We start from the raw sequence: 26,187 nt of genomic DNA, 5'->3' as shown, positions 1-26,187 counted from the left end.
ACGCTATTCGCGTAGCGCGCCGCCTCGTCTGCCGTTACGTCTGCTGCCCCCGCTCATCGACCCCAACCCCCAGTTCAGCAGCAAGGCGCTCGACGAGCGCGCGCAGCCGAACCACCTCTTCGGCAAGCCGCTCATGCTCGCCGCGCAACGTTTCGAATTCCGCCAACGAGACGGCATTGCCGATCACCGGCGCATCGCCAGCCGCCGCGGCGCCCGCGCTCATTTCCACCTCGCCGCACAGCAGATGCATCCAGCGGTTCTCGCGCTCGCCCGGCGCGCGCGGCAGCTTCACGACGAGCGGCGGCTCGCGCTCGGCCAGTTCGTCGAGGAAGGCCTCGACCGACGACACGTCCGCGAACCCGTGCAGCCGTGCGGAGTTCAGACGCAACTCGGCCGCCGTCTGCGCGCCGCGCAGCAGAATCACCGTCAGCAGCGCCACGGCCTGGCCCGGAATGCCCAGCACGCGATTCAGGTTGTGCTCGAAACGCGGCACGCGGCTGCTGCTGCCCTCGAACACCAGGCTCAGGTGTTTGAGATCCTCGATGGTGCCAAGCACTTCGGTCTCGCTGACGTTCATCACCGGCGTGCGCGCCGTCTTCTGGTTGCAGCCGGACGTCAACGCGTTGAGCGACAGCGGGTAAGTGTCGGGCACCGTGTGCTGCTTCTCGACCAGCACGCCCAGAATGCGCGCCTCGAGTTGCGTGAGCGCGCGCAGCGGGCGTGGCGAGGCGCTATCGGCAGAAGAATTCATGGTCAAACCCGGTAATGGAAGATCATTCGTGGGGGGAGATCATACGCGCATCGTGTGCACTACCGTACCGTCTCCCGTCACGTTTACTGCCTTACTCCTTGCTTTGTTCCCCGCTTTGCTCCTTTAGCCGCTTGCGGTGCGCGGCAACCTTCGCCCGATTGCCGCAGAGCGCCATGCTGCACCAGCGGCGCGCGTGGCCGCGCGTGTGATCGGCGAACAGCAGCGTGCAGCGTGGACCCTCGCACGCTTTCACATGCGTGAAGTCTTCTTCGCACACCAGTTTCGCCATGGCCTCGGCTATCGGCAGCAACAACGCGTCCGGCGTCGTCCAGCGCCGGTACGCGTGCAGTGCCAGCGCCGGCGTGCTGCCGTCGGTGGCCGCGACGATCGCTTCATGCCGCTTGTCCTGGGCGAGCAGCCGGTTGAGGGGTTCAAGGTCGTCGAGATCGTGTGCCGTTAGCGGCTTTCCCTTGCGGGAACGCACGAAGCCCCTGAACCATTCGCGCAGTTCTCGCGCTCGCGCGGCCACGGCGTCCAACTCCTCCCGCGTGGCCTTTGCGCGCAACTGCGCGAGCACGGCAGGCGGCACAAGGCCCGTTTGCGCGAGCCAGGCTAGCAGGCCTTCCCCGTCACTCACCCAGTCAACGGGTTCGTCCACGGGCGTTGCGACGGAGTTCAGGAAGTCGAGGCCCAACGCGTCGGCCACGAGTATCGCGGGGTTTTGACGATAGTCCATTGCTGACCACGAATTAAGTGATGTTGCGGAAAATGTAACCGTCAAAATCATTCTTGACAAGTTACATGCGCAGTTAGTAACCTCTTAATCAATGTTAATAAGGTTACTCGATGAGGCGGATTCCGACCGCCTGGGCAGTGGCCACTTTCTCCGGAGGAATGCGACATGGCATCTGAAAACGTAAGCGTGGTGCTCGCCCATGGAGCCTGGGCAGACGGGTCGAGCTGGGGCAAGGTGATTGGCCGCCTGGAGGCGGCTGGCGTCGAGGCAATCGCCGCGCCGTTGCCGCTCACGTCGCTCGGCGACGACGTGGCGGCGCTCGAACGGGCGATAAGGCGGGCTGCGGGGCCCGTCGTGCTGGCGGGGCACGCCTATGCCGGCGCAGTGATCGGCGCGCCGCGGGCTGAAGCGGTTCGTGCGCTGGTCTACGTGGCGGCGCTGGCGCCGGACGAAGGCGAGACGGTGGCCGATGTGTTCTATCGCGGCGAAACGCATCCGCTGGCGCCGAAGCTCGCTCCCGATAGCGACGGCTGGATCTGGCTGCCGCACGACGCGTTTGCCAGCGCTTTTGCCCAGGATGCGACGCCGCAGGAGCTGGCGGTGCTGGCCGCCGTGCAGCGGCCCATTGCGCCCGCATGCATCGGCGAGGCCGTGGCGCGGCCGTTGTGGCGGGACTTGCCGGCATGGTTCCTGGTCGCGGGGCGCGACCGCATGATCGACCCGGCCACGCAGCATTTCATGGCGCGCCGCATGAACGCAAACGTGCGTTCGCACGATGTCGACCACACGCCGCTCATGACGGCCCCCGATGCCGTGGCGCAAATCATTCTCGAAGCAGTGCGGTCGGTCGCCGGCCGCTGAAAGCGTTGTTTCGTCGTTTCTTCTGGAGGCAAACCATGTCTACGATTGCGTATCGTCACGCCGATGTCGATGGTTTCAACGTGTTCTATCGCGAGACCGGCCGTCGCGACGCGCCGAAGCTCCTGTTGCTGCACGGCTTTCCGACTTCGAGCCACATGTTTCGTGACCTGATGCCGAAGCTCGCCGGGCGTTTTCATCTGGTCGCGCCGGACCTGCCCGGATTCGGCCAGTCGGACCTGCCGTCGCGCGATCGCTTCGCCTATACGTTCGAAAACATCGCCAACGTCATCGACCGCTTCACGGAGGTGATCGGTTTCGATCGCTATGCGGTGTACGTTTTCGACTACGGCGCGCCGACCGGTTTCCGGCTGGCTCTCAAGCATCCCGAAAGAATTACGGCGATCGTTTCGCAGAACGGCAACGCTTACGAAGAGGGCTTGAGCGATGGCTGGAATCCGATCCGCGCATACTGGGGAGCGCAGACGGCTGCGAACCGCGAGGCGCTGCGCGCGTTCCTTGCGCCCGATACGACGAAGTGGCAATACACGCATGGCGTGCCCGACACGACAGCGGTTTCGCCGGACGGCTACACGCTCGACAACCACTATCTCGCCCGCGGCGGCATGGATGAAATCCAGCTCGATCTGTTTGGCGACTACGGTAGTAACGTGGCCCTGTATCCGGCTTTCCAGCAGTACTTGCGCACGCATCAGCCGCCGTTTCTCGCCGTGTGGGGCAGGAACGACCCGTTCTTTCTTCCGGCAGGCGCGGAAGCGTTCCGGCGCGATCTGCCGCAAGCGGTCGTGCGTTTCTTCGACACGGGCCACTTCGCGCTCGAAACCCACGCTTCGGAAATTGCCGAGGCCATTTCCGGATTCCTTGTGCGCTGATCCCGAAGCGAGTGCACGGGCCGTTATCGATTCACCTTTATGGAGAGTGTGATGTCCACGAGAGTTGCCATTGTCACGGGGGCGAGCCAGGGTATCGGCCGTTCAACCGCAATCCGGCTGGCGAGGGATTTCAGCGCCGTCGCGCTGGTCGCGCGCAATCGGGCGAACCTGGAAGAAACGGCGGGCGAGGTGGAGCGCGCGGGCGCCAAGGCGCTCGTGATCGAACTCGATCTCGCCGACCCCGGGGCGGCCCAGCCGGTTGTCGACCGCACGCTGGCGGCGTTTGGCCGGATCGACGCGCTGCTCAACATCGCGGGGGCGGTCCCGCAGATCGACGTGTTCGAGATGACCGACGACGAGTGGGAACGAGGGCTCGCGCTGAAACTGCATGGCGCGCGGCGCCTCACGGTGGCGGCGTGGCCGGCGCTGAAGGCGGCGTCGGGGTCGGTCGTGCTGATGTCCGGCAATTCCGCGTTGTTCCCGAAGGCTCCCTATGCGGCCGTGGGCACGATCAACGCCGCTATTGTGGCGCTGGCGAAAGCGTTCTCCGACCGTGGCATTGCGGACGGCGTGCAGGTCAACAGCGTGCTGCCCGGGCCGGTGATGACGGGCCGGCGTCGCTCGTATCTCGAACACTGGGCGCCGCTGCACGACATGACGGTGGAAGAGGCCACGGCGAAATTCCCGGCCGAAGCCGGTATTGCCCGCTACGGCACGCCGGAGGAAATCGCCGAACTGATGGCATTCGTCGTGTCGCCGGCGGCGCACTGGATGACGGGGTCGACGCTGCGCATGGACGGCGGCGAGGTGAAGTCCGTGTGAGCGGCGTGTTTCTGGCGGGGCGGCGGCCGTTGCGCTTACCGGATCCCGGCGTAAAGCCTCGCGTAGAGCGAGGCCCGAAGCGCCGGGCGCCGCTTAGCCGCGCGGCGGGATGTTGAGCCCTCGCTCGACTGCCGGGCGCGCGACGAATGCTGCGAGCGCGCGCGTGACGTGCGGGAAATCCTGAATGCCGACCAGATCGCCCGCTTCATAAAAGCCGACCAGGTTGCGCACCCATGGGAACGTGGCCATGTCCGCGATGGTGTAGTCCTCGCCCATGATCCACGCGCGGCCCGCGAGGCGCTCGTTGAGCACGTTGAGCAGACGGCGCGATTCCCCGACATAGCGATCGCGGGGACGCTTGTCCTCGTACTCCTTGCCCGCGAAACGGTGGAAGAAGCCGAGCTGGCCGAACATCGGGCCAATGCCGCCCATCTGGAACATGAGCCACTGGATGGTCTCGTAGCGCGCGTTGCCTGCGCGTGCGAGGAACTGGCCGCACTTGTCGGCGAGATAGATGAGGATCGCGCCCGACTCGAAAAGCGCGAGCGGCTGGCCTTCGGGGCCGTTGGGGTCGAGGATCGCGGGAATCTTGTTGTTCGGATTCAGCGAGAGGAACTCGGGCGTCATCTGATCGTTGGCGTCGAAGCGCACCAGATGCCCTTCATAGGGCAGGCCGGTCTCTTCCAGCATGATCGAGATCTTCACGCCGTTGGGCGTGGGGAGCGAATAGAGCTGGATGCGGTCGGGATGCTGGGCTGGCCACTTGCGCGTGATGGGGAAGACGGAAAGGTCGTTCATGCGGGCATCCTCTGCTAATCGCTTGCCGGCCTGAATTGGCCGGGCTGCCCAGTTTAGAGGAATTGGCGGGTGCGTGCCGGGCATGGCCCCGGGCACCACGCTTCCCGGGGCGCCGCGTTCAGTTCGGCGGCAGCGATTGCTGAACGAGGAGCAGATTCTGCGGCACCACGCGAATCAGGCCGCCGCGCGGACTGTCGATGTCCGCGATCAGCGAAAGCGAGAGCGAGACGGTGATGGGCAGGATGACGAGCAGTACGCGCCGGCCGGTTTTGCCGCGTACGCCGTAGCCTTGCATGAGGTTGCTGAAGAAGGCGATCAGCAGCATGAGTCCCCAGGCCGATACCGGGATGCGATTGAGCCAGGCTGCCTGGGTATAGCCTTGGGTGTTGAGGACATCGTTCATGCCGGTCACGACGAGCGCCGTGATGGGGTTGGGCTGTGCCGCAGCGGCGTCTCGCGCGCCTGCCCAGAGCTGGCCCTGGAGGATGGAAGTCTTGCTGTTGATCGCTTCCAGTTGTTTGGCATCGCGTGTCCTGTAGCACTCGATGCGCAACTCCAGGTACTGCGCGAGCAGCGCCTTCATCTTTGCCGATCCGGCGCCGCCGATCAGGTCGGCGCGCACGTATTCCGTGCCGATCGCGTTGGCTTCCTCTTCTTCGTAGTTCTTGCGCTGGTCGTAGCGGCCGACCGCCATCGACAGCGTGAAGCCGATCAGGAGCGCGAGCAGGGTGAGCGTGGCGCCCTGCACGACGTTGTAGTTTTCGCGGGTTTCCTCATGGAGCGGATACAGGCGATGCAGTACGACAGCCCCAAGCGCGGCGGCCAGGGAAAGCAGGACGATCAGCGTGACGAACAGCAACGCGGGACGATCGACGAGTTGTGCCATGGCGGCTCCAGGGAGGACGAGGGCGCCTGGTGCCGGTCGCGCCGCCGGATCGGGCGTATCCGGCACCAGGCGAGGCCGATTTTATTGGAAATTCGGGACGGCGGGGTGCCTCATGGGAGGGTCAACAGGATCACCTCTCAGAACGGATAATGACGCGGCGTGGTCTGCAGCGTGATCCAGCGCAGTTCGGTGAATTCGGCAATGCCCGCCTTGCCGCCGAAGCGCCCGAAGCCGCTGTCCTTCACACCGCCGAACGGCATCTGCGCTTCGTCGTGCACGGTCGGCCCATTGATGTGGCAGATACCGGATTCGATGCGCTGCGCCACGTTGAGCGCCCGCGCGCTGTCGCGGCTGAACACGGCCGAGGAGAGTCCATACGGATTGTCGTTGGCGCAGGCGATAGCCGCTTCCTCGCCGCGCACGCGGACGATGGGCTTCACGGGACCGAACGATTCGTCGTGGTAGATGCGCATCCCGGGCGTCACATGATCGAGCAGCGTCGCCGGCATCAGCGTGTTGTCCGCCTTGCCGCCGCACACGAGCGTCGCGCCTTTCGCGAGCGCGTCGTCGATCAACGCGTTGCAGCGCTCGACCGTGCTCATGTCGACGACCGAGCCGAGCACGACCGGCCCCTTGCGCGGGTCGCCGAGCGGCAGCGCACGGGCGCGCGCAGCCAGCTTGTCGACGAAGGCATCGGCAATGGGCTCATCGACGATGATGCGCTCCGTCGACATGCAAATTTGCCCGGAATTCGCGAAGGCGCCGAACACGGCGGCATTCACGGCGGCGTCGAGGTCGGCGTCGTCGAGCACGACGAGCGGCGCCTTGCCGCCCAGTTCGAGCACGGCGGGCTTCAGATGGCGCGCGCACTGCTCCGCCACCAGGCGGCCGACGCGCGTGGAGCCCGTGAAGTTCACGCGCCGCACCTTGGGATGCGCAATCATCGCTTCCACGATGGGCGCGGCGTCCGCCGGCGCGTTCGTCACGAAGTTCACGGCGCCGCGTGGCAGGCCGACTTCCTGCATGGCTTCGATGATGAGGCCGTGCGTGGCCGGGCAGATTTCCGAGCCCTTCAGCACGACCGTGTTGCCGCATGCGAGCGGCAGTGCGATGGCGCGCACGGCGAGGATCACGGGCGCATTCCACGGTGCGATGCCGAGCACGACACCGGCAGGTTGACGCACGCCCATCGCGAGACTGCCCGGCACGTCGGAGGGAATCAGTTCGCCGCCGATCTGCGTCGTCATGGCGGCGGCCTCGATCAGGCCCTGGGCCGCGAGATGCACATTGAAGCCGGCCCACAGGCCCGACGCGCCGGTCTCGGCCGCCATGGCGGCCGCAAAGGCATCGGCTTTCGCTTCGAGCGCATGTGCGGCCTTCGTGAGCAGTGCACGGCGCTCGCCGGGTCCGAGCGCCGACCAGGCCGGGAAGGCGCGCGCGGCGGCATCCACGGCGGCGCGTGCGTCTTCGATCGAAGCGGCGGGCGCGCGCGATGCCACAGTGCCGTCCAGCGGATTGCGGCGCTCGAACGTGGCGCCATCGCGCGCGGACACTTTTTCGCCGTCGATCAGCATTGCTACGTTTTGCATGGGTTGTCTCCTCGATGAGCGTGATGGGTATAAGGATGAGGGATTACGCAACGACCACTTCGACGAGCGCCGGACCTGGCGACGTGAACGCGTGTCGCAGCGCTTCGTGCAACTGGGACGCAACGCTTGCGCGCACGCCGGAACAGCCCATGCCGGCCGCGATCGTCACGAAGTCGAGTCCCGGCAGGTCGGTGCCCTGGACCGGATCGCCGGGGCCAAAGCCGAATACCGGCGCGAAATCCTGCAGCGCGGCGTAGCGCGTATTGTTCAGGATGACGAAGGTAATGGGCAAACGCAGTTGCACCGCGCTCCAGATGGCCTGGATCGAGTACATGCTGGAGCCGTCGCCTGTCAACGCGATCACGCGCTCGCCGGGCCTCGCGAGGGCGACGCCCACCGCGGCCGGCATGCCGTAGCCGAGTCCGCCGCTGTCCATGGTGAGGAAGCCGCCCGCGCGCCCGATCGGCAGGTAGGTCTGCATCACAGGGCGGGCGCTGGGTGCTTCCTCCACGACGATATCGTCGCCATGGCCGTTGTTATGACGCGCTTCGCTGAGCGTTTGCAACGCGAACGCCACCGACATGCGTTCCCCTGGCGCCGGCGGCAGCGCACGCGGCGGTGTCGGCCGCGGTGCGGGCAGCACGCGCTCGCGAGGCGCCGGGCGCTCGAGCAGATCGCGCACGCCGAGCCGCACATTGCCGACGGCGATCAGACCTTGCGGCGTCCACGCGGCCGTGCCCGGATCGTCGATCAACTGGCACAGCGGCGCGCCGGGCGGCACATGCGGGCCGTGCCCCTCCACGTGGTAAGTGAACGCCGGTGCGCCGAGCGCAAACACGAGGTCGTGACCGCCGAGCGTTTCGACGATGCGCTCGCGCATGGCGGGCAGGAAGCCCGCGAAGAGACGATGCGTTTCCGGAAAGCTGCAGCGCCCCGTCATGGGCGCGACGTAGACGCGCGCGCGATGCCGCTCGGCGAGCTGAACCACGTCCTCGACGGCGCCCGCGCGGTCCACGGCGCCGCCCACCACGAACGCGGGCCGCTCGCAGGCGTCGAGCAGCGCACCGATGCGCGCGAGCATCGCCGGATCGGGCCGCGTGACGTGGGCGACGTCGCGCTCGGGCACGAGCGTGGACGGCCGGTCCCAGTCGTCCACGGGAATCGAGACGAACACGGGGCCGCGCGGTTCCTGCATGGCGATTGCCCAGGCGCGCGCGATGGCGAGCGGGACGTCTTCGGCGCGCGCGGGTTCGATGCTCCATTTCACATAGGGCTTCGGCAGTTCGGTCGCCTGGGTTGCGGCGAGGAACGGGTCGAACGGCAGGATCGCGCGCGCCTGCTGACCGGCGGTAATGACGAGCGGCGTGCGGTTGCGGAACGCCGTGAAGATATTGCCCATGGCATTGCCCACGCCGGCTGCCGAATGCAGGTTCACGAGCGCCGCGCGGCCGCTCGCCTGGGCATAGCCGTCGGCCATGCCGACGACGACCGCTTCGTGCAGGCCCAGCACATAACGGAAATCGGCCGGGAAATCGCGGAACATCGGCAGTTCGGTCGAGCCGGGGTTCGCGAAGATCGACGTCATGCCAACGCGGCGTGCGAAGTCGATCACGGCATCGCGCACGGTCGTGCCCGGTGCGATGCCGGCCTGCTTGTTCTGTTGAGGCGCGCTGCCTGCCATTGAATGTCTCCTTGTACGGGGCGCGTTGTGCCGATGGGGCATTATCGCGAGGCTCGGGGTAATCCGAAATTGCCTGTTCTGCCCAAAGGCATTACCTTCAGGCATGACTTTCAATCTCCAGCAACTGCATGCCTTTGCCACGATCGTATCGGCCGGCAGTCTCGGGCGCGCGGCGGATACGCTGCACGTTACGCAGCCTGCGCTGAGCCGGGCGATTCGCCGGCTCGAAGTCCAGGTGGGCGCGCCGCTCTTCGAACGTCATTCGCGCGGCATGCAGCTCACCGCCGTCGGCGACGCGCTGCTGCCGCACGCGATCCTCTTGCTGCGCGAAGCCGAGCAGACCCGCGAGGAAATCGATGCCATGCGCGGCCTCGCGCGCGGGACGATCCGCTGCGGCGCGGTGGGCAGCATTGCGAGCCATGTGTTGCCGCTCGCCGTGAGCGGCGTGCTGCAGAAGTGGCCCAAGCTGCGGGTGGAAATTATCGAAGGGGTGTGGGACCGTCTTGCCGATGCGCTCGTGCGCCGCGAGATCGACCTCGCGCTCAGCATGGCGGTGCCGGACACCGAGGAGATCGCCGCGATCGGCGATTGCCGCTGGGAGGATCTGAGTTATGTCGTGGCGGCGCTCGATCATCCGTTGCGCCGCAAGCCGGGCCTCACGCTGGCCGACACGCTCGACGAGCAATGGGCGGTCCCGCCGCGCGGCACGGCGCCCTTCGAGCACATGCAGCAGGCGTTCGCGGAGCAGGGCCTGGGCTTGCCGAACGTGGTGGTCGAGACGCGCTCGATCACGGTGTTGAAGAGCCTCGTGGCGAGCTCGCACTTCCTGAGCTGGATGGCGACGCCGATGTACGCGACGGAAAGCAAGGCGGGGGTGTTCGATACGCTCGAACTGCCGGGCGTGGAAGGACGGCGCACGCTCACCGCCTTCCGGCGCCGGGACGGCATTCTGCCGAGCCCGGCGGTGAAGCTGCTGGAAGAGCTGCGGCGGTTGACGGCGGCGGGGCAGTCAACGGGGCCGGCCCCGCGTGACCAGTGAGGCTCAGCCTCGCGGCCAGAGCGTCTTGCCCCAGAACGTGAGCGTGCGATCCCAGGCCAGTTGCGCCCAGACCGGGTCGTACTGCGTGGCGGCGATGCGGCTCGGGCCCACGGCGGTCTCGTTGGCGAACGCGTGGTGCGCGAGATAGCGGTGGAACTCGACATCGACCTTGGCGTCGAGCAGCTTCGTTTCCAGCGCGTCGACTCCTTCGGTCTTGAAGAACTGGTCCTGCGTGGCCCAGTGACCGAGCACCGGCGCGGTGATCTTCGTGGCGTCGATGTATTCGAGCGGCGGGAAGCCGTACCACACCACCACACCGGTGATGCCGGGAATCTGGCTTGCCGCCAGCAGCGTCAGGGCGCCGCCCATGCAGTAGCCGGTCAGGCCGATGCGGTCGGTCAACGTCTTCAGGTAGTCCACGGCGCCGCGCACGTCTTGCGAGGCGGCGTCGGCGAAATCGAGCGCGTTCATCAGATGGCTCGCTTCCTCTTCCTCTACCGTGGACTTGCCGCGGTAGAGATCGGGAACCAGCGCGAGGTAGCCCGACTGGGCGAGGCGGTCGGCCACGCCGCGGATCTGGTCGTTCAATCCCCACCACTCCTGGATCACGACGATGGCTGGTGCGCCTTCGGCCTTTTCGGGGCGGGCAAGATAGCCCTGCAGCGTCTGGCCGTCGGGGCGGGTGAAGGTGATCATGGATCCGGCGGGCTGTTTCATGATGATTCCTCTAGCGGTCGGTCGTGGCCCGGTTGGGCGAAAGCCGTAGCATAGCGTTTGCGCCGAGGCTTTGCCGTGTCGGTCCGGCAGAAGCGCGCCGGGCGTCATGGGTCGATCCGGCGCCCGTCGCGCATCAGGTCGACGTAACGCCGCGCGGCGAGCCCGAGCGGCCGTTCCGTCGACCAGACAATATCGGCCCAGAGCCGGATTTCGTTGCTCATGTTCTCGAACACGATCTCCACAAGCGCGCCCGTGGCGAGCAGCGGCAGCACGAGTGCGCGCGGCAGGTAGGCCCAGCCGAGTCCGGCCTGGACGAGCCCTAGCGTGGCGAGATGGCTGTCCGTGCGCCATGTGGTGCGCGACACGAGCGTGCGGTTGTTGAGCCGGCTGTCCGCATGGCTCGCGACGGCGATCTGCCGGCCCGCGATCAGGTCTTCGTGGCTCACGCAGCTCCGGTCGGGCTGATAGAGCGGGTGATCGGGCGACACCACGGCCACCAGCAATTCGCTGCTCACTTCCTGAAAGCCTTCGCGCGCATCGAGACCGGGCCGCTCGAACACCAGCGCGAGTTGCACGGCACCCTCGTGGAGCATACGCATGGCGTGCGCCTGCGGCGCCGATACGATGTTCACTTCCAGCGCGGGAAACTCGTGAGCCAGCGTCTGTAGCGGCGTACTCCACGGCGCGGCCAGCAGCTCCGGCGCCACGGCGATGGCGAGTGTCTTTTCCAGCCCGGCGTGCAGCGCGAGCGCGTGCACGTCGAGTTGCCTCAGTTGCAGCGCGATCTGGCGCGCGCGCGGTTCCAGCGCGCGGGCGGCGGCCGTGGGGACGGGCTCGCGGCCCGTGCGCTCGAACAGCACGAGGTCGAGCGCGGCTTCGAGGTTCGCAATGGTCATGCTTACCGCGGAAGGCACTTTGCCCAGTGCGCGCGCCGCGGCCGAGAACGAGCCGTGATCGAGCACGGCGAGAAAGACGGCCACATTGTCCGAGTGGAAGCTCATTGCCAACCCTTCAGTTTTTTTGAAAGAAGCTGACTGGTTGTATCAGATTGCCCGTGAGAGTATCAAGGCCGTTCCGACTCGCGCCGGGGGCGCCATGCAAGGTCTCAAACGCCGCATCGTTTATGTCACCGTGTTCGAGGGTCTCGCCATTCTCGTGACCGGTACGAGCTTCGCCTCGATCGCCGGGAGCGGTTTCGACCGGGCAGCCGTGGCGGCGGTGCTCTCTTCAGTGATCGCTACGTCGTGGAATTTCGTCTACAACATGATGTTCGAGCGCTGGGAAGCGCGGCAGACGAAGCGCGGCCGGAGTGTGGCGCGGCGTATCGCGCATGCCGTGGGCTTCGAAGGCGGCCTCGTGCTGATACTCGTGCCGATATTCGCGGGGTTGCTGCGCATTACGCTGGTCGAGGCTTTCGTCATGGATATCGGCTTGACGGTGTTCTTCCTCGTCTACGCCTACCTCTATAACCTCGGTTTCGATTACCTGTTCGGCCTGCCGGCTTCGGCACTGCCGGCCACGCCTTGCGAGGCCCTGAAGCCCTGATCTCATCTGGCGAGGATCACCGCTTGCGCCTTGGCGCCATGTCTTCGGGCTCGGTCATTGCCGTTGCGTAGCGGCTGACCGCTTTCGCGATCCGTTCCGAGAGCGCCGGATCGCGTACGGCGCGCGCCAGCGTCACGCCGCCCGAGAGCAGCGCGAGAAACGCGATCGCACGGTCGTCGCGGCCGGCGGCGGGCAGATCGTCGAGTCCCGCCGACACTTCGTCCACGAGGCGCAGCAGTTCCTCTTCGTAGGCGGTGCGGGTTTCGTCGTCGGCCCGCATCACTTCCGGCGAAAGGCTCGGCAACGCGCAGCTCTCGCCGAGCTTGCAGGTGCGCCGCGGCCCCAGATAGAAGTCGATGAACGGCCGCCGCCAGCGTGCGCCGTGGGCGGCCCGCAATGACGCTACGCCATCGCGCAACTGCTCGATTCCCGCGAGCACGACGTTGCGGAACGCCTCGCTCTTCGATTTGAAATGTCCGTAGAACGCGCCATTGGTCACGCCGGCGGCCTTCGTCAGCGGACCGATACCCGATCCCCCATAGCCTTCCTCGCGGAACAGCCGGCTGGCGGCCTCGAGTATGCGTGCGCGGGTCTCGTTCTTGTGTTCGGCGGAATAACGCATGGGCGGCCTCTTTCGGAGTGATCGCTCTTTATCTTGCATAAAGAGCGATCAGTATCTATTCTATAGAGAGTGATCAGTATTTATATCACGACCGCTGGTGCTAGTCCCTGTTGATCTACGCACTCACCGAAGGAGGATTTGCCATGCCGATTACGCTGACCGTCGCCGAGGGCCTGCTCGCACCCGCAGCCGAAGCCCGGGTGTTTGCCGCATTGACCGAAGCCCTGCTGGAAATCGAGCAACTGGAGGGGAATGCATTCATGGAGCCGAACGTGGTCGGCACGCTGCACGTGGTGCCGACCGGACGCGTGTTTGCGGGCGGCAAGGCGGGCGCGGCGGCGTTCGTCGAGCTCAAGCTGCCCGCGGTGGCGCTGGCGACGCCCGAGGCGAAGCGGCGCTTTGTCGAACGGGCAACGGAGGTGGTCGAGCGGGCGGCGGGAGGGCAACTGACGCGCGACCGTATCTGGGTCAACGTGGTTTATGCGGCGGATGGCGCGTGGGGCATTGCGGGGCGAGCCTATGACAATGCGGGGCTGGCCGAGGCGATAGGTGCGGCGGCTGGGCGCTGAAGGCAGGGGCTGCTGTGGTGGTGGCCTGTTCTTCGTGTCGCGGAGAACAGGCCGTGCGCAGAATTGCAGTTGTAGGCTGTACAGCCGGTTGGCGTACTTGATCAATTGGGACCACGTACCCATGATTTGCTGGCGCAATAGATGCCCCAATCAATGCGTTTAGTGCGACAATTTTGCTGTGAAATTGTCAGCGAGGTTCGCTATGACTGAGCGTATCAATGCCCGTTTATCTCAGCCTCTGGCAGAGTTTGTAAGCCGCATGGTGGGCGAGAATGGCCTGTATGAAACACCGAGCGAATACGTGCGCGATCTGATCCGCCGTGATATGGAGAAGCGCGAAGGGCAGTTTCTGCAAGAGGCCATCGCCGCAGGTTATCGCGATCTCGCCGCAGGCCGTACCTTTGCATCGACGGGTGACTTCAAGGCTGATATGGCCCTGCTGGACCGCAAGGAGGCTGAGGGCTGGCAATGACGGAGTCTGCCGCCCAGTTATTTCTGACCCGCAACGCCGCTCTCGAACTACGCAGAATTCATGCGCGCTCGAGCCGTGAGTGGGGCGAGATGGTGGCCGACCGCTATCTTGCTGACCTGTACTCGGCCATGCAACGGGCAGCCGCCAAACCGGAAAAGGGGCGTTTGCGCCAGTTGCGCCCCGCACCTTTCCTCATGGTGCCTGCACGACAGCATTTCGTGATCTACGATATCGTGCCGAATGGCATTGCCGTGCTGACGGTCCAGCATCAGGTGCGCGACATTGAAAGCCTGATCGCTGAATTCACGCCGTCATTCCTGGCGGAAGTCGACCGACTGAAGCGACGATGAATCAGTGCCTTTGATACTCGTATAAAGCGGACAAAAGAATGCCGCTGGACCTCGCGGTGCAGCGGCTTTTTTTGCAGCCTGGCGTCCCATCAAGGACTCGTCGCCCCCGTCTGCATGCGGCTTGCCTCTTGCGCGGCGGCGCCCGCGGGTGCGCTGGCCGCGGCGTTTGCGTTCGGATCGGCACGGTCGGGACGAAGCGGTTCGTGCATCACGCCGGTCCAGCCGCCGCCCAGGTCGCCAATCAGCGAAATCGAGTCGAGCAGCCGCGACTGCTGCACGCTCAGCGCCGATTGCTGATCGGTCAACTGCGTCGCCTGCGCTGTCGCGACGGTCGTGTAGTCGACGGTGCCCGCTTCGTATTCGTTCTGTGCGATCTCCGTGCCGTGAATGGCGTCGCGCACGGCGGCGTCCAACGCTTCGGACTGCTGCGCAAGGATGCGCAGGCCGGAAAGATCGTTTTCCACGTTCTGGAACGCGGAGAGCACCGTGCCGCGATAGTTGGCGACGGTCGCGTCGTAGCTCGCGCGCGCGGCGGCCACTTCGCCGCTGCGCTCGCCGCCGTCGAAGATCGTTTCCGAGGCGCTCGCGCCGAGCGACCACACGTAATTGCTGATGTGCAGGAGCCCCGAGAGCGGCGACTGCGTGAAGCCGTCGAGCGCGGAGAGCGAGATCGACGGATAGTAGGCCGCTACCGCCACGCCGATCGCCGCATTCGCGGAGGCCATCTGCCGCTCGGCGGTGGCGACGTCCGGACGCCGCTGCAGGATCGTGGAAGGCACGCCCGCCGGGATCGCCGGCAGCGTCGGCAGTCGCTCGCTGTGCGGGATGTCCATGTCCTCGGGATTGCGGCCGACCAGCACGGCGATCGCGTGCTCGTATTGCGCGCGCGAGACGCCGAGCGCGATCAGGCTGGCCTGCGCGCTTTCCAGTTGCGTGCGCGCCGAAACGAGGTCGGACGGCGCGACGGTACCTGCCTGATCCTGGTCGGCCACGACGCGCAGGAAGTTCTTGTACGCCTCGACCGTGTGCGTGAGCAGGTCGATGTCGGCGTCGGTCGTGCGCAGGTCGATTACGGCGTTGGCAAGGGCGATCTGCTCGGAGAGCGTGGCGTTGGCGAGCGTCGCTTCGCTGGCCTGGGCTGTCGCCGAACTTTCTTCCACCTGGCGCCGCACCTGGCCCCAGACGTCCAGATCCCAACTGGCGCTCCCTTCGAGCGTGCCGGCATTGACGACGCGCGCACCCGTGTTGAAGCCGCTCACGCCGCTGACCGATCCCGTGGACGCGCGCTCGCGCGTAGCGGAGCCGTTGATGCCGAGCGTCGGGAAGAGGCTCGCGCGAGCCACGCGCACTTCGGCCAGCGCCTCCTGGTAGTTCGCGTAGTCCTGCTTCACGGTCTGGTTCGAGACCGCGACGAGCGGTTCCAGCTCGTCGAGCATCGGGTCGTTGAACGTCGTCCACCAGTCGCCCTTCGGGCCTTCGGCATTGGGCTCGGCCTGGGTCCAGCCGGGCAGTTCCTTCCACGTCGCGGGCACGGCGACCTGCGGGCGATGATAGTCGGGGCCGACCATGCAGCCGCTCGCGAACAGCGTGACCGATGCGGCGAGGGCGAGAGGAAGGAGGCGCAACGCGGGGCGTGCGCGAGGAAAGGCGGGGATTGTCCGCATGCGGGATGTCTTCATCATGATGCGCTCTCATCGGCCTGGCGGTTCCAGGGCAGGTTTCGCGCCCAGCGCGCGAGCCGCGCGCGCAGGCCGTCGAGGAACAGGTAAATCACGGGCGTGGTGTACAGCGTAAAGATCTGGGAGAGGAGCAGGCCGCCCATCACGGTCACGCCCAGCGGCTGGCGCAGCGAGGCGCCCTGGCCGAGGGCGAGCACGAGCGGCACGGCGCCGAGCACGGCGGCGGCGGTGGTCATCATGATCGGGCGCAGCCGCACCACGGCCGCCTGGTGGATGGCGTGGCGCGCGTCCATGTTCTCGTGGCGCTGGAGCTGGATGGCCACGTCCACCATCATGATGCCGTTCTTCTTGACGATACCGATCAGCAGGATGATGCCGATCATCGCGATCACCGAGAACGGCGTGCCGAAAATCAGCATCGCGAGCACGGCGCCAATGCCGGCCGAAGGCAGCGTCGAAAGGATCGTGAGCGGGTGGATGGTGTTCTCGTAGAGCACGCCCAGCACGATGTACACCACGACGAGCGCCGCGAGGATCAGGAGCGGCACGGTGCCCATCGACTGCGCATAGGCCTGCGCCGCGCCCGCGAACGAGCCGTGCACCGCCGCGGGCATGCCGATGTCGCGCTGGGCTTTCTCGATGGTCGCGGCCGCTGCGCTGAGCGACCCGCCGGCGGGCAGGTTGAACGAGATCGTGCCGGCCACCATGCCGCTCTGGTGATTCACCTGGGTGGCGGTGTGGCCCGTCGTCCAGTTCATCATCGCGAGGAGCGGCACCATGGTTTCGGCTGCGGTGCTGTCCGCACTGCCGCTCGAGCTGCCGCCCTTGCTGTTCGAGATGCTGTTGGTGAGCTGGTTGGCCTCGGCGTTCGCGTTCAGCGAGTTCGTGCTGCTCGACGTGCTCGACGTCGAGCTGACCGCCACCGGCGTGGTGACGCCCGTGACGAGGCTGCCCGACATCTGCGTCTGGTTCGTGCCGCTCGCGTTGCCGGCCGCCGCGGAGAGCCAGATCTGGTTGAACGACTGCGGGTACTGCCAGTACTGCGGTGCGACTTCCATCACGACGAAGTACTGGTTGAGCGGGTTGTAGATCGTCGAGACAGTCCGCTGGCCGAAGGCGTCGTAGAGCACGCTGTCGATCTGGTTCGGATCGAAGCTGTAGCGCTTGGCCGTCGTGCGGCTCAGCGTGACGTAGGTCTGCAGACCGTTCTGCTGGAGGTCCGAGTTCACGTCGGTCAACTGGCCGCGATACTTGCCCAGCTCGGTGACGAGCTTCGGCACCCACGTGAAGAGCGCGTCGGCGTCCTCGCTCGTGAGCGTGTACTGGTATTCCGCGGCCGACTGCCGCCCGCCGATACGCAGATCCTGCTGTGCCTGCAGGAAGAGGCGCGCGCCGGAGACGGCATTGAGCTTGGGCCTCAGGCGGTTGACGACCTCGGTGGCCGAAAGGCGGCGTTCCGCGAGCGGCTTGAGCTCGACGAACACGTTCGCCGTATTGAGCGCCCGCCCGCCCGTGAAGCCCGCCACCGAGGCGACGGCCGGATCCTTCTGCACGATGGCCTGCAACTGGGCGAGCTTCTTCTCCATCGCCGTGAACGAGATGCTCTGGTCGGCGATGATCTGGCCGATCAGGATGCCCGTGTCCTGCTCCGGGAAGAACGTGGCAGGCAGGAGCCTTGCGAGGAACACGTTGCCGAACAGCAGCGCGAACAGCACGAGAATGACGAGCCCCTTGTGATTGAGCGCGACGTCGAGCGAACGCGAGTAGGCGTTCTTGAAGCGCTCGAACTGCGACTCGATCCACACGGCCCAGCGCGCCGACGATTGCGTGCCCTGTCCGCGCGAGAGCACGTAGGCGCACATCGTGGGCGTGATCGTGAGCGAGACCACGAGCGAGATGAGGATCGCGATGGACAGCGTGACCGCGAATTCGTGGAAGAGCAGGCCGACGATGCCGGGCATCAACAGGATCGGCAGGAACACGGCAATGAGCGAGAGGCTCATCGACACCACGGTGAAGCCCACTTCGCCGGCTCCGCGTATTGCGGCATCCTGCGGGTCCATGCCGGCCTCGATGTGGCGCACGATGTTTTCGAGCACGACCACGGCGTCGTCGACCACGAAACCCGTGCCGATGGTGAGCGCCATCAGCGAGAGATTGTCGATGCTGTAGCCCATCAGATACATCGGCCCGAAGGTGCCGACGATCGAGAGCGGCAGCGCGACGGCCGGAATCAGCGTGGCGCGCGGCGAGAGCAGGAACACGAACACCACGCCGATCACGAGCAGGACCGCGATGAACAGCGTGCGCTCGGTATCGTCCACCGAAGACTTCACCGACTCGGAACGGTCGATTGCGACATGCACCTTGATCGACGAGGGCAGGGCGGCTTCGATGGACGGCAGCCGGTCCTTGATCTGCTGCACGGTCTGCACGATGTTGCTGCTCGGCATCGGGTAGACGATCACGAGCACGGCGGACTTGCCGTTGTAGAGACCCGCGTTGCGGATGTTCTCGTTCGAGTCGAGCACCTGGGCCACGTCGCGCAGCAGGACGGCCGCGCCGTTGCGGTAGGCCACCACGATGTCGCGGTACGGCGCGGCCTTGGTGATCTGGTCGTTCGAGATCACCTCGTAGCGCTGCTCGCCCTGATCGATGTGGCCTTTCGCGCTGTCCGCGTTGGCCGCACCGATGGCCGCGCGCACGTCTTCCAGACCGATGCCGTAGTTGTTGAGCTTGCCCGGCTGCAGTTCCACGCGCACCGAAGGCAGCGCGCCGCCGCCGAGCGTGATTTCGCCCACGCCGTCGACCTGGGAGAGCTGCTGCTGGATGACCGAATCGGCGGAGTCGTAGAGCTGCGCCTTCGTGAGCGTGTCCGAGGTCAGCGCGAGCACCATGATCGGCGAGCTCGCCGGGTTGTACTGGCGGTACGTGGGGTTGCTGCGCAGCGTCGTGGGCAGGTCGGCGCGCGCGGCCTGGATCGCCGCTTCCACGTCGCGCGCGGCGCCGTTGATGTCGCGGTTCAGGCCGAACTGGATCACGATCATCGACGAACCCACCGAGTTGGTCGACGTGAGCTCGTTGACGTCCGCGATCGTACCGAGCCGCCGCTCGAGCGGCTCGGCCACGGTCGACGCCATGATCTCGGGGCTCGCGCCTGCCATGGTCGCCTGGACGACGATCACCGGAAAGGCGATGTTGGGCAGCGGAGCGACCGGCAACTGGAAGAACGCCAGGATGCCCGAGATCAGGATCGCGACCGCGAGGAGCGAGGTCGCGACCGGCCGCCGGATGAAGAGCGCCGAAAGATTCACGAGGTGCCCTCGGGTGCGTTCGGCGTGCCTTCGCCCTTGCCGGGGCCGCCCTCGTCATCGCCCGGGTGCGGCTGGCCGTGGCTCGGCTTGCGGCCGAAGCGTTGCGCGAGACGGTCGAAGAACAGATAGATCACGGGCGTCGTGAAGAGCGTGAGCACCTGGGAAAGCGTGAGGCCGCCGATGATCGCGAGCCCCAGCGGGCGGCGCAGCTCCGAGCCGGTGCCGGAGCCGAGCAGCATCGGCAGCGCGCCGAGCATGGCCGCGAGCGTCGTCATCAGGATCGGGCGGAAGCGCAGGAGCGACGCCTCGAAGATCGCCTCGCGCGGCGGCTTGCCGTGCACGCGCTCGGCCTCCAGCGCGAAGTCCACCATCATGATCGCGTTCTTCTTGACGATGCCGATCAGGAGCACGATGCCGATGATGCCGATCACGTCGAGGTCGCTGCCCGCGATCATCAGCGCGACCAGCGCGCCGATGCCGGCGGAGGGCAGCGTCGAGAGGATCGTCACCGGATGCACGTAGCTCTCGTACAGCACGCCGAGCACGATGTAGACGGCCACGAGCGCCGCGACCAGCAGGTACACCTCGCTCGAGAGCGAGTCCTCGAACGCGGCGGCCGCGCCCTGGAACGACGAGGTGATCGACGGCGGCAGCTTGATCGCGGCCTCGGCCTTGCGGATGTCGCTCACGGCGGCGGAGAGCGAGGCGTCCTTCGCGAGGTTGAACGAGATCGTGACCGCCGGGAACTGCGCGAGATGGCTGATCATCAGCGGCGAGTGCGTGATGCGGATGGTCGCGATGCCCTTGAGCGGCACCTGGCCCGAACTGCTCGTCTGGCTCGGCAGATAGATGTCGCCGATCGAATCGACGGTCGGTATGGTCTCGGGCTTGGCGACGAGAATCACGCGGTACTGGTCCGACTGCTCGAAGATCGTCGAGACGATGCGCTGGCCGAGCGCGTCGTAGAGCGCGTTGTCGATGGTCGCCGCCGTGATGCCGTAGCGCGCCGCGAGCTGGCGGTTCACTTCGACGTCCACGGAAAGGCCGTCGGAGTTCAGATCGCTCGTGACGTCCGTGATCGACGGGATCTGCTTCATGCGCGCGATGAGCGCGGGCACGTACTGGTTGAACGCGTCCTGGTTCGGTCCGCGCAGCACGAAGTTGTACTGGTTGCGCGAGATCGTCGTGTCGAGCGTGAGATCCTGCTCGGGCTGCACGTAGAGCCGGATGCCCGCCACCTTCGCCGTTTCCTGCTGGATGCGCCGCGCGATTTCCTCGGCGGTTTCGGAGCGGTCGTCGCGCGGCTTCAGGTTGATCAGGAAGCGGCCGTTGTTGAGCGTGTTGTTCACGCCGTCGATGCCCACGTACGAGGTCAGCGAGACGACGTCCGGATCCTTGAGGATCGCTTCGGCGAGATCGGACTGGTGCCGCACCATGGCCGAGTACGACACCGAGTTGTCGGCCACGCTGATGCCCTGGATCACGCCCACGTCCTGCACGGGGAAGAGACCCTTCGGGATCACGACGTAGAGCACGAGCGTCAGCACGATCGTGCCCAGCGCCACGAACAGCGTGAGCGTCTGGTGGTCGAGCACCCACCTCAGGCCCCGCTCGTAGGCGGCGAGCGTTCGATCGAAGATGCCTTCGCTGATGCGCTCGAAGCGGCTGGGATGGCGTTCGGCCTGGGCGCGCAGGATCCGCGCGCACATCATGGGCACGACCGTGAGCGAGACGACCGCGGAGAGCACGATGGTCACCGCGAGCGTCACGGCGAACTCGCTGAAGAGCCGGCCGATCACGCCACCCATGAAGAGCAGCGGGATCAGCACGGCGATGAGCGAAATCGTCAGCGAGAGAATCGTGAAGCCGATCTGGCCGGCGCCCTTCAAGGCGGCCTGCAGCGGTTTTTCTCCCTCCTCGAGGTAGCGCACGATGTTCTCGATCATCACGATCGAGTCGTCCACCACGAAGCCCGTGGCGATGATGAGCGCCATGAGCGAGAGGTTGTCGATCGAGTAATTGAGCTCGTACATGAGCGCGAGCGTGCCGATCAGCGAGACCGGCACCGAGATGCTCGGGATGATGGTGGCCGGCACGTTGCGCAGGAACACGAAGATCACCGCGACCACGAGCGCGACGGCGAGCACGAGTTCGAACGCCGCGTCCTTCACCGAAGCCTGGATCACGCCCACGCTGTTCGACACGACCGTGACCTGCATGCCGGCCGGCAGCGTCGCTTCGAGCTGCGGCAACTGCTTCATGATCTGGTTGACCGTGGCGATCACGTTCGCACCAGGCTGCCGTTGCACGTTCAGCACGATCGCGGGCGCGTGGTTGTACCAGGCGCCGCGTTCCACGTCCTGCGCCGCGGAACTCACGTGCGCGACGTCGCGCATGAACACCAGCGCACCGTTCTGATACGCGATCACGGTGTTCAGGTAGTCGTTCGGATCCGAGATCTGGTCGTTCGAATTGATCGTGTAGTCGAGGTCGGGGCCGTCGAAGTTGCCCTTCGGCTGGCTCACGTTCACGTTGGCGAGCAGCGTGCGCAGGTCGTCGAGATTCAGGCCGTAGGCGGCCAGCTTCTGCGGATCGGCTTCCACGCGCACGGCCGGCACGTTGCCGCCCGCCGTGGTGACGAGGCCCACACCCTGCACTTCGGAGATCTTCGTGGCGAGGCGGTTGTTGGCCGCGTCCTGCAACTGCGTGAGCGACATCGACTTCGACGTGACCGCGAGCGTGAGGATCGGCTGGTCCGCCGGGTTGACCTTCGCATACGTTGGCGGGGCGGGCAGGCCGCTCGGCAGGTAGCTGTTGGCCGCGTTGATGGCTTGCTGGACGTTCTGCTCGGCAACGTCGAGGTTCAGCGAGAGGTCGAACTGCAGCGTGATGATCGACGCGCCCTCCGAGCTGTACGAGACCATCTGCTGGAGGCCCGGGATCTCGCCCAACTGCACCTCCAGCGGGGCGGTGACCGTGGTGGCCATCACGTCCGGGCTCGCGCCCGGGTAGAAGGTCTGCACCTGGATGGTCGGATAGTCGACCGAAGGCAGCGACGAGACCGGCAGGAACTTCATCGCGACAAGGCCGACCAGCACCATCGCGATCATCAGCAGCGAGGTCGCGACCGGCCTAAGAATGAACAGGCGGGAAATATTCATCGGCACCGGGTCCGCAGCTTACGAGGCCTGCGACGCCGCAGGCGCGCCCGAGGCATTCGACGCGCCGTGCGCGTGGTGGCCGTGGTGCGCGTGCGTGCCGCTTGCGCCCGAGGCGGCGGCTGTGCCGCCGGCGTCCGCGCTCGATTCGTCGTCGCCCGCGGCGCTCGCGCCGCTTGTCCCGCTCGCACCGCTTGCCGCCGCGGGGCGGCCGGTCGACGGGCGGATCTTCGCGCCGTCCGAGAGGCGATCGAGACCGTCGGTCACCACCCGCTGGCCGGCCGCAAGACCCGAGGCGATGACCGTGTTCTTGCCGTCGCTCGGCCCGAGCGTGACCTTGTGGACCGAGACCGTATTGTCGTCGTTCACGAGATAGACATAGTCGCCGGGCGCGCCGGTCTGCACGGCCGGCGTGGGCACGAGCACGGCGTTCTGCAGCGTGTCCACCAGCAGCTTCACGTTCACGAACTCATTGGGGTAGAGCGATTCGTCGTCGTTGGGCAGCTTCGCGCGCAGCGTGACCGTGCCGGTGGCCGTGGCCATCTGGTTGCTGATCGCGTAGAGCGCGCCGGTGGCGAGCTGCTTCGAGTTGTCGCTGCTGTAGATCGTGACGGGCAGCGTTGCGCCCGTGCCGAAACGCTGCATCACGTTGTCAAGCAGGTTCTGCGGCACCGGGAATTCGACGGTGGTGGGTTTCATCTGCGTGATGACGGCGATGCCGGGCGAGCTCGACGCGGTCACGTAGTTGCCCGGATCGACGAGCTGCAGGCCAATGCGGCCCGAGACCGGCGCCGTGATGTGGCAATAGATGAGGTCGAGCTCGTACTGGGCGATGTTCGCCTTGTCGGACTTCACGGCCGCTTCGTCCTGCTGGACGAGGAACTGCTGGTCGGTAAAGGTCTGCTCGGCGATCGACTTGCGTTCGTTGAGGATCGCGTAGCGCGCGAGGTCGGCGCGCGCCTGGGCCAGCGACGCCGTGTCTTTGGCGAGTTGCGCTTCCGCCTGCTCCTTGCTGATCTCGTACTGGCGCGGGTCGATCTGCGCGAGGAACTGGCCTTTCTCGACATCCTGGCCTTCGTGATAGCCCACGGCCGTGAGATAGCCGCTCAACTGCGGCAGGACCGTGACCGTGGCGAGCGGCGTGATCGTGCCGAGCGCGGTGATCGTTTCCGGCATCGTGCCGAGCGCGGCCGTGGCCACCGTCACCACCTGGGCACTGGCGGCGCGCTCGGGCTTCTTGCCGCGCAGCAGATGCAGGACGACGAGCGCCACCAGCACGATCACGATGAGCGCGAGCACGATCGGGCCGCGGCGCCTGCGCGGCGGCTGGCCTTGCGGCGGCGTGGAGGGAGCATTGGGCGGCGTGGCCGAGGTGTTCGACGTATTCGACATATTCGACGTGTTTGACGTATTGGGCGTCTGGGGCTGGTTGGGCGCGTCGCTCACGCTTGCCTCCGCGGGTCAACGGTCAGTAAACGGTCATGGTGTGCCTCGACGCACGAGCCGCCTGCCTTGGCGAGCTGTGCGCAGGCTTCAGGCGCGGTACTTGCCGGCCGCATCGTTTCGATGTGCGGCCGGAGGCGGTCGGATCGCGGCATACGCATTCTCATGGTTGTTATGCCGTTCGCGCACAGCAAGCCAGGCTGCGCGTAGACGGCCAAGTGTGCAAGTCTAACCAGGTCCGATGCCGATTTCGAAACGTTAGGTATATGAAAGGTTTTGTTGCGTTACAGGAAGCCTTTCCTGACATGTTTGGTTACGTTTCGGAACAAAACTGACACAAAGCTGGCAGGCGTGTCAGCAAGCGCTCGCGGCGCTGCCGTGACGCTTCGGAGAATGGCTAGGAGGCCGATGGATCGGCGAGGCGGTCACGCAAGCTCCGGCGCATCACTTTGCCGGTGGCCGTGAGCGGCAGGCTCTCGACGAAGTGGATCCGGCGCGGGTATTCGTGCGCGGCGAGACGCGTGCGCACGTGCTGCTGGATCTCGCGCACGAGCGCCTCGTCGCCGGTATGGCCTGCGTTGAGGACAACGAAAGCCACCACGACCTCCGTGCGCGCCGCGTCCGGCGCGCCGACCACTGCCGCCATGCAGACGGCCGGGTGCTTCATGAGCGTGTCTTCGATCGCGCCCGGGCCGATGCGGTAGCCGGCGCTCGTAATGACGTCGTCGTCGCGGCCGACGAAGCGGAAGTAGCCCGCTGCGTCGCGGGTGCCCTGGTCGCCGGTCAGGAGCCAGCGCCCACGGAATTTTTCGCGCGTGGCGGCCTCGTTGCGCCAGTAGCCGAGGAACATGACCGGGTCGGGCGCGCCGACGGCAATGTTGCCGATTGTCTCGTCAGGCAGGACGCGGCCCGCGTCGTCGACGATGGCGACGTCGTGACCCGGCGCCGCACGCCCGATCGCGCCGGGCACGGGGTCGAAGAGCGCCGCGCACGAGGCGAGCACGACATTGCACTCGGTTTGGCCGTAGAACTCGTTGATGGTTACGCCGAGCGCGCTGCGGCCCCACGCAATCAGTTCGGCGCCCAGCGACTCGCCGCCGCTCGCCACGGAAGAAAGGGTAAGGTTCCAGCGCTTGGGGCGCTCGACCGCGCGCATCATTTTGAGCGCCGTGGGCGGCAGGAAGGTGTGCGTGACGCCGTGGCGCGCCATCAGGTCGAACGCCGCTTCGCCGTCGAACTTCGCGAAGCGCCGCGCGAGCACCGGCACGCCGTGATGCCAGGAAGGCAGCAGCACGTCGAAGAGGCCGCCGATCCAGGCCCAGTCGGCGGGCGTCCACATGAGCCGCGCGCCGCGCGCAAAGCCCTGCTGCGAAACCTCGACGCCCGGCAGGTGGCCCAGCAGCACGCGGTGGGCGTGCAGCGCCCCCTTCGACTTGCCCGTTGTGCCCGAGGTGTAGATGATGATGGCCGGATCGTCGGCGCCGGTATCGACGGGCGCGAAATCGGGCGAGGCGGCGTTCAGGTCGGTCCAGAACGCGTGCGTGCCGGGCGGCGGAACCTCGGTCCCGGCGTCGGCGAGCCAGACGTCGCGCAGAGCGGGAAGCGCCGCGCGAATTTCGGCGAGCTTGCCGAGGCCCGGGGTATCGGTGATGAGCGCGACGGCGCCGCTGTCGCCGAGGCGGTGTTCGATGGCATCGACACCAAACAGCGCAAAGAGCGGCACGGCCACGAGGCCCGCCTTGTAGATCGCGAGATGGGCGATGGCCGTTTCGGGCGCCTGCGGCAGGAACACCGCCACGCGGTCGCCGCGCTGGGCGCCGCGTGCGAGCAGCACGTTGGCGAAGCGGTCGGAGAGCGCCTTCAGTTCGTCGAACGTGTAGCGCGTGACCTGCCCCCCGGCGTCTTCGAAGATCAGCGCGAGCCGGCCGCTGCCGTCGGCCCACTTGTCGCACGCATCCACGCCGATGTTGTAGCGCTCGGGAATCCGCCATTCGAATGCCCGCGTGACGCTGTCCCAGCTTTGGCCTTCCAGATCCATGCCTGCTCCGCTTCCATGAACGCGCTGGCGAGCCGCCGCGCCAATGGGTGACCGATGGTCACCGAGTCGGCATCCAATATAGCGCAGCGAGCCCGGGGCGGTTTCGGTGCGTCCGTCCGGCGGGAAAGATTACCGCGGCGGAGAGGTCCGTGCCCGGATGTTGGCGTGCTTCACGGTTTCCGGTGACGAGCAAAAAAATAGCCCGCGCAGGCGGGCTGAGGTTTAAG

Annotated in this window: 22 protein-coding genes; 8 read left to right on the top strand and 14 right to left on the bottom strand. The window is 66.4% G+C overall.

The window, feature by feature from the left end; all coding sequences use genetic code 11:
- Nucleotides 1-34: 34 nt before the first annotated feature.
- Together V8683_RS17380 and V8683_RS17375 are read right to left on the bottom strand one after the other, a co-directional pair.
- Nucleotides 35-751 (bottom strand): YceH family protein, encoded by a 717-nt coding sequence (locus V8683_RS17380; protein WP_411193351.1) that lies wholly within the window; start codon nucleotides 749-751, stop codon nucleotides 35-37.
- Nucleotides 752-842: 91 nt separating this feature from the next.
- Nucleotides 843-1,487, bottom strand: coding sequence for a CGNR zinc finger domain-containing protein (locus tag V8683_RS17375; RefSeq protein WP_411193350.1), 645 nt, complete (start codon nucleotides 1,485-1,487; stop codon nucleotides 843-845).
- A 165-nt stretch (nucleotides 1,488-1,652) separates the two neighbouring features.
- On the opposite strand from V8683_RS17375, the gene V8683_RS17370 reads away from it, so the two are divergent.
- From V8683_RS17370 to V8683_RS17360, 3 genes are read left to right on the top strand one after another with little or no spacing between them, the layout of a single operon-like run.
- The gene (locus V8683_RS17370; RefSeq protein WP_411193349.1) at nucleotides 1,653-2,348 is read left to right on the top strand and encodes an alpha/beta fold hydrolase; all 696 of its coding nucleotides are present in this window, start codon (nucleotides 1,653-1,655) and stop codon (nucleotides 2,346-2,348) included.
- 35 nt (nucleotides 2,349-2,383) lie between these two features.
- Entirely contained in the window at nucleotides 2,384-3,238 is an 855-nt protein-coding gene (locus V8683_RS17365; RefSeq protein WP_411193348.1) for an alpha/beta fold hydrolase, read from the top strand.
- Between the two features lie 51 nt (nucleotides 3,239-3,289).
- Nucleotides 3,290-4,060: an SDR family oxidoreductase gene (locus tag V8683_RS17360; protein WP_411193347.1), complete on the top strand. Its 771-nt coding sequence runs from the start codon at nucleotides 3,290-3,292 to the stop codon at nucleotides 4,058-4,060.
- A gap of 93 nt (nucleotides 4,061-4,153) precedes the next feature.
- Here V8683_RS17360 and V8683_RS17355 read toward each other — a convergent pair whose 3' ends face one another.
- The 4 genes from V8683_RS17355 to mdlC form a co-directional block, all read right to left on the bottom strand.
- A complete protein-coding gene (locus V8683_RS17355; protein WP_411193346.1) occupies nucleotides 4,154-4,858 on the bottom strand; it encodes a glutathione S-transferase N-terminal domain-containing protein in 705 nt (234 codons plus the stop codon).
- A 118-nt stretch (nucleotides 4,859-4,976) separates the two neighbouring features.
- On the bottom strand, nucleotides 4,977-5,744 hold the full coding sequence (locus tag V8683_RS17350) for a bestrophin-like domain (protein ID WP_411193345.1): 768 nt from the start codon (nucleotides 5,742-5,744) through the stop codon (nucleotides 4,977-4,979).
- 137 nt (nucleotides 5,745-5,881) lie between these two features.
- Nucleotides 5,882-7,333, bottom strand: a complete 1,452-nt coding sequence (locus V8683_RS17345) for an aldehyde dehydrogenase (protein WP_411193344.1) — start codon at nucleotides 7,331-7,333, stop codon at nucleotides 5,882-5,884.
- Between the two features lie 43 nt (nucleotides 7,334-7,376).
- On the bottom strand, nucleotides 7,377-9,014 hold the full coding sequence (gene mdlC, locus V8683_RS17340; protein WP_411193343.1) for a benzoylformate decarboxylase: 1,638 nt from the start codon (nucleotides 9,012-9,014) through the stop codon (nucleotides 7,377-7,379).
- Nucleotides 9,015-9,117: 103 nt separating this feature from the next.
- Between mdlC and V8683_RS17335 the strand changes: the two genes are divergently transcribed.
- Nucleotides 9,118-10,053: a LysR family transcriptional regulator gene (locus V8683_RS17335; protein WP_411193342.1), complete on the top strand. Its 936-nt coding sequence runs from the start codon at nucleotides 9,118-9,120 to the stop codon at nucleotides 10,051-10,053.
- A gap of 3 nt (nucleotides 10,054-10,056) precedes the next feature.
- Here V8683_RS17335 and V8683_RS17330 read toward each other — a convergent pair whose 3' ends face one another.
- Together V8683_RS17330 and V8683_RS17325 are read right to left on the bottom strand one after the other, a co-directional pair.
- Nucleotides 10,057-10,770 (bottom strand): dienelactone hydrolase family protein, encoded by a 714-nt coding sequence (locus tag V8683_RS17330; RefSeq protein WP_411193341.1) that lies wholly within the window; start codon nucleotides 10,768-10,770, stop codon nucleotides 10,057-10,059.
- Nucleotides 10,771-10,874: 104 nt separating this feature from the next.
- Nucleotides 10,875-11,771, bottom strand: a complete 897-nt coding sequence (locus V8683_RS17325) for a LysR family transcriptional regulator (RefSeq protein ID WP_411193340.1) — start codon at nucleotides 11,769-11,771, stop codon at nucleotides 10,875-10,877.
- A 94-nt stretch (nucleotides 11,772-11,865) separates the two neighbouring features.
- Between V8683_RS17325 and V8683_RS17320 the strand changes: the two genes are divergently transcribed.
- Nucleotides 11,866-12,315 (top strand): PACE efflux transporter, encoded by a 450-nt coding sequence (locus tag V8683_RS17320; protein ID WP_411193339.1) that lies wholly within the window; start codon nucleotides 11,866-11,868, stop codon nucleotides 12,313-12,315.
- Between the two features lie 16 nt (nucleotides 12,316-12,331).
- Here the strand turns inward: V8683_RS17320 and V8683_RS17315 are convergent, their stop codons facing one another.
- A complete protein-coding gene (locus V8683_RS17315) occupies nucleotides 12,332-12,937 on the bottom strand; it encodes a TetR/AcrR family transcriptional regulator (RefSeq protein WP_411193338.1) in 606 nt (201 codons plus the stop codon).
- 143 nt (nucleotides 12,938-13,080) lie between these two features.
- On the opposite strand from V8683_RS17315, the gene V8683_RS17310 reads away from it, so the two are divergent.
- The 3 genes from V8683_RS17310 to V8683_RS17300 all read left to right on the top strand — a co-directional run bounded on the left by V8683_RS17310 (nucleotide 13,081) and on the right by V8683_RS17300 (nucleotide 14,328).
- Nucleotides 13,081-13,506: a tautomerase family protein gene (locus tag V8683_RS17310; protein WP_411193337.1), complete on the top strand. Its 426-nt coding sequence runs from the start codon at nucleotides 13,081-13,083 to the stop codon at nucleotides 13,504-13,506.
- A 202-nt stretch (nucleotides 13,507-13,708) separates the two neighbouring features.
- Nucleotides 13,709-13,978, top strand: coding sequence for a ribbon-helix-helix domain-containing protein (locus tag V8683_RS17305; protein ID WP_411193336.1), 270 nt, complete (start codon nucleotides 13,709-13,711; stop codon nucleotides 13,976-13,978).
- On the top strand, nucleotides 13,975-14,328 hold the full coding sequence (locus V8683_RS17300) for a type II toxin-antitoxin system RelE/ParE family toxin (RefSeq protein ID WP_411193335.1): 354 nt from the start codon (nucleotides 13,975-13,977) through the stop codon (nucleotides 14,326-14,328). Before V8683_RS17305 ends, V8683_RS17300 begins: the two co-directional genes overlap by 4 nt.
- Nucleotides 14,329-14,417: 89 nt before the next feature.
- Here V8683_RS17300 and V8683_RS17295 read toward each other — a convergent pair whose 3' ends face one another.
- The 5 genes from V8683_RS17295 to V8683_RS17275 all read right to left on the bottom strand — a co-directional run bounded on the left by V8683_RS17295 (nucleotide 14,418) and on the right by V8683_RS17275 (nucleotide 25,960).
- Nucleotides 14,418-16,010, bottom strand: coding sequence for an efflux transporter outer membrane subunit (locus V8683_RS17295; RefSeq protein ID WP_411193334.1), 1,593 nt, complete (start codon nucleotides 16,008-16,010; stop codon nucleotides 14,418-14,420).
- Nucleotides 16,007-19,321 (bottom strand): efflux RND transporter permease subunit, encoded by a 3,315-nt coding sequence (locus V8683_RS17290; RefSeq protein WP_411193333.1) that lies wholly within the window; start codon nucleotides 19,319-19,321, stop codon nucleotides 16,007-16,009. The genes V8683_RS17295 and V8683_RS17290 overlap by 4 nt, the downstream gene beginning before the upstream one ends.
- Entirely contained in the window at nucleotides 19,318-22,482 is a 3,165-nt protein-coding gene (locus V8683_RS17285; RefSeq protein WP_411193332.1) for an efflux RND transporter permease subunit, read from the bottom strand. Before V8683_RS17285 ends, V8683_RS17290 begins: the two co-directional genes overlap by 4 nt.
- An 18-nt stretch (nucleotides 22,483-22,500) precedes the next feature.
- Nucleotides 22,501-23,871 (bottom strand): efflux RND transporter periplasmic adaptor subunit, encoded by a 1,371-nt coding sequence (locus V8683_RS17280; protein WP_411193577.1) that lies wholly within the window; start codon nucleotides 23,869-23,871, stop codon nucleotides 22,501-22,503.
- Nucleotides 23,872-24,319: 448 nt separating this feature from the next.
- Nucleotides 24,320-25,960, bottom strand: a complete 1,641-nt coding sequence (locus tag V8683_RS17275) for an acyl-CoA synthetase (RefSeq protein WP_411193331.1) — start codon at nucleotides 25,958-25,960, stop codon at nucleotides 24,320-24,322.
- Nucleotides 25,961-26,187 lie beyond the last annotated feature (227 nt).

The sequence above is a fragment of the Paraburkholderia sp. AV2 genome (assembly GCF_054968425.1).
The sequence above is the reverse complement of the archived record's forward strand: the minus strand, read 5'-3'. Positions and strand labels throughout refer to the sequence as shown.

Bases quoted from the DNA above. Each gene is read 5' to 3' on its own strand.
- V8683_RS17380 (WP_411193351.1), bottom strand. From the start codon at position 751: ATGAATTCTTCTGCCGATAGCGCCTCGCCACGCCCGCTGCGCGCGCTC.
- V8683_RS17375 (WP_411193350.1), bottom strand. From the start codon at position 1,487: ATGGACTATCGTCAAAACCCCGCGATACTCGTGGCCGACGCGTTGGGC.
- V8683_RS17370 (WP_411193349.1), top strand. From the start codon at position 1,653: ATGGCATCTGAAAACGTAAGCGTGGTGCTCGCCCATGGAGCCTGGGCA.
- V8683_RS17365 (WP_411193348.1), top strand. From the start codon at position 2,384: ATGTCTACGATTGCGTATCGTCACGCCGATGTCGATGGTTTCAACGTG.
- V8683_RS17360 (WP_411193347.1), top strand. From the start codon at position 3,290: ATGTCCACGAGAGTTGCCATTGTCACGGGGGCGAGCCAGGGTATCGGC.
- V8683_RS17355 (WP_411193346.1), bottom strand. From the start codon at position 4,858: ATGAACGACCTTTCCGTCTTCCCCATCACGCGCAAGTGGCCAGCCCAG.
- V8683_RS17350 (WP_411193345.1), bottom strand. From the start codon at position 5,744: ATGGCACAACTCGTCGATCGTCCCGCGTTGCTGTTCGTCACGCTGATC.
- V8683_RS17345 (WP_411193344.1), bottom strand. From the start codon at position 7,333: ATGCAAAACGTAGCAATGCTGATCGACGGCGAAAAAGTGTCCGCGCGC.
- mdlC (WP_411193343.1), bottom strand. From the start codon at position 9,014: ATGGCAGGCAGCGCGCCTCAACAGAACAAGCAGGCCGGCATCGCACCG.
- V8683_RS17335 (WP_411193342.1), top strand. From the start codon at position 9,118: ATGACTTTCAATCTCCAGCAACTGCATGCCTTTGCCACGATCGTATCG.
- V8683_RS17330 (WP_411193341.1), bottom strand. From the start codon at position 10,770: ATGAAACAGCCCGCCGGATCCATGATCACCTTCACCCGCCCCGACGGC.
- V8683_RS17325 (WP_411193340.1), bottom strand. From the start codon at position 11,771: ATGAGCTTCCACTCGGACAATGTGGCCGTCTTTCTCGCCGTGCTCGAT.
- V8683_RS17320 (WP_411193339.1), top strand. From the start codon at position 11,866: ATGCAAGGTCTCAAACGCCGCATCGTTTATGTCACCGTGTTCGAGGGT.
- V8683_RS17315 (WP_411193338.1), bottom strand. From the start codon at position 12,937: ATGCGTTATTCCGCCGAACACAAGAACGAGACCCGCGCACGCATACTC.
- V8683_RS17310 (WP_411193337.1), top strand. From the start codon at position 13,081: ATGCCGATTACGCTGACCGTCGCCGAGGGCCTGCTCGCACCCGCAGCC.
- V8683_RS17305 (WP_411193336.1), top strand. From the start codon at position 13,709: ATGACTGAGCGTATCAATGCCCGTTTATCTCAGCCTCTGGCAGAGTTT.
- V8683_RS17300 (WP_411193335.1), top strand. From the start codon at position 13,975: ATGACGGAGTCTGCCGCCCAGTTATTTCTGACCCGCAACGCCGCTCTC.
- V8683_RS17295 (WP_411193334.1), bottom strand. From the start codon at position 16,010: ATGATGAAGACATCCCGCATGCGGACAATCCCCGCCTTTCCTCGCGCA.
- V8683_RS17285 (WP_411193332.1), bottom strand. From the start codon at position 22,482: ATGAATATTTCCCGCCTGTTCATTCTTAGGCCGGTCGCGACCTCGCTG.
- V8683_RS17280 (WP_411193577.1), bottom strand. From the start codon at position 23,871: ATGTCGAATACGTCGAACACCTCGGCCACGCCGCCCAATGCTCCCTCC.
- V8683_RS17275 (WP_411193331.1), bottom strand. From the start codon at position 25,960: ATGGATCTGGAAGGCCAAAGCTGGGACAGCGTCACGCGGGCATTCGAA.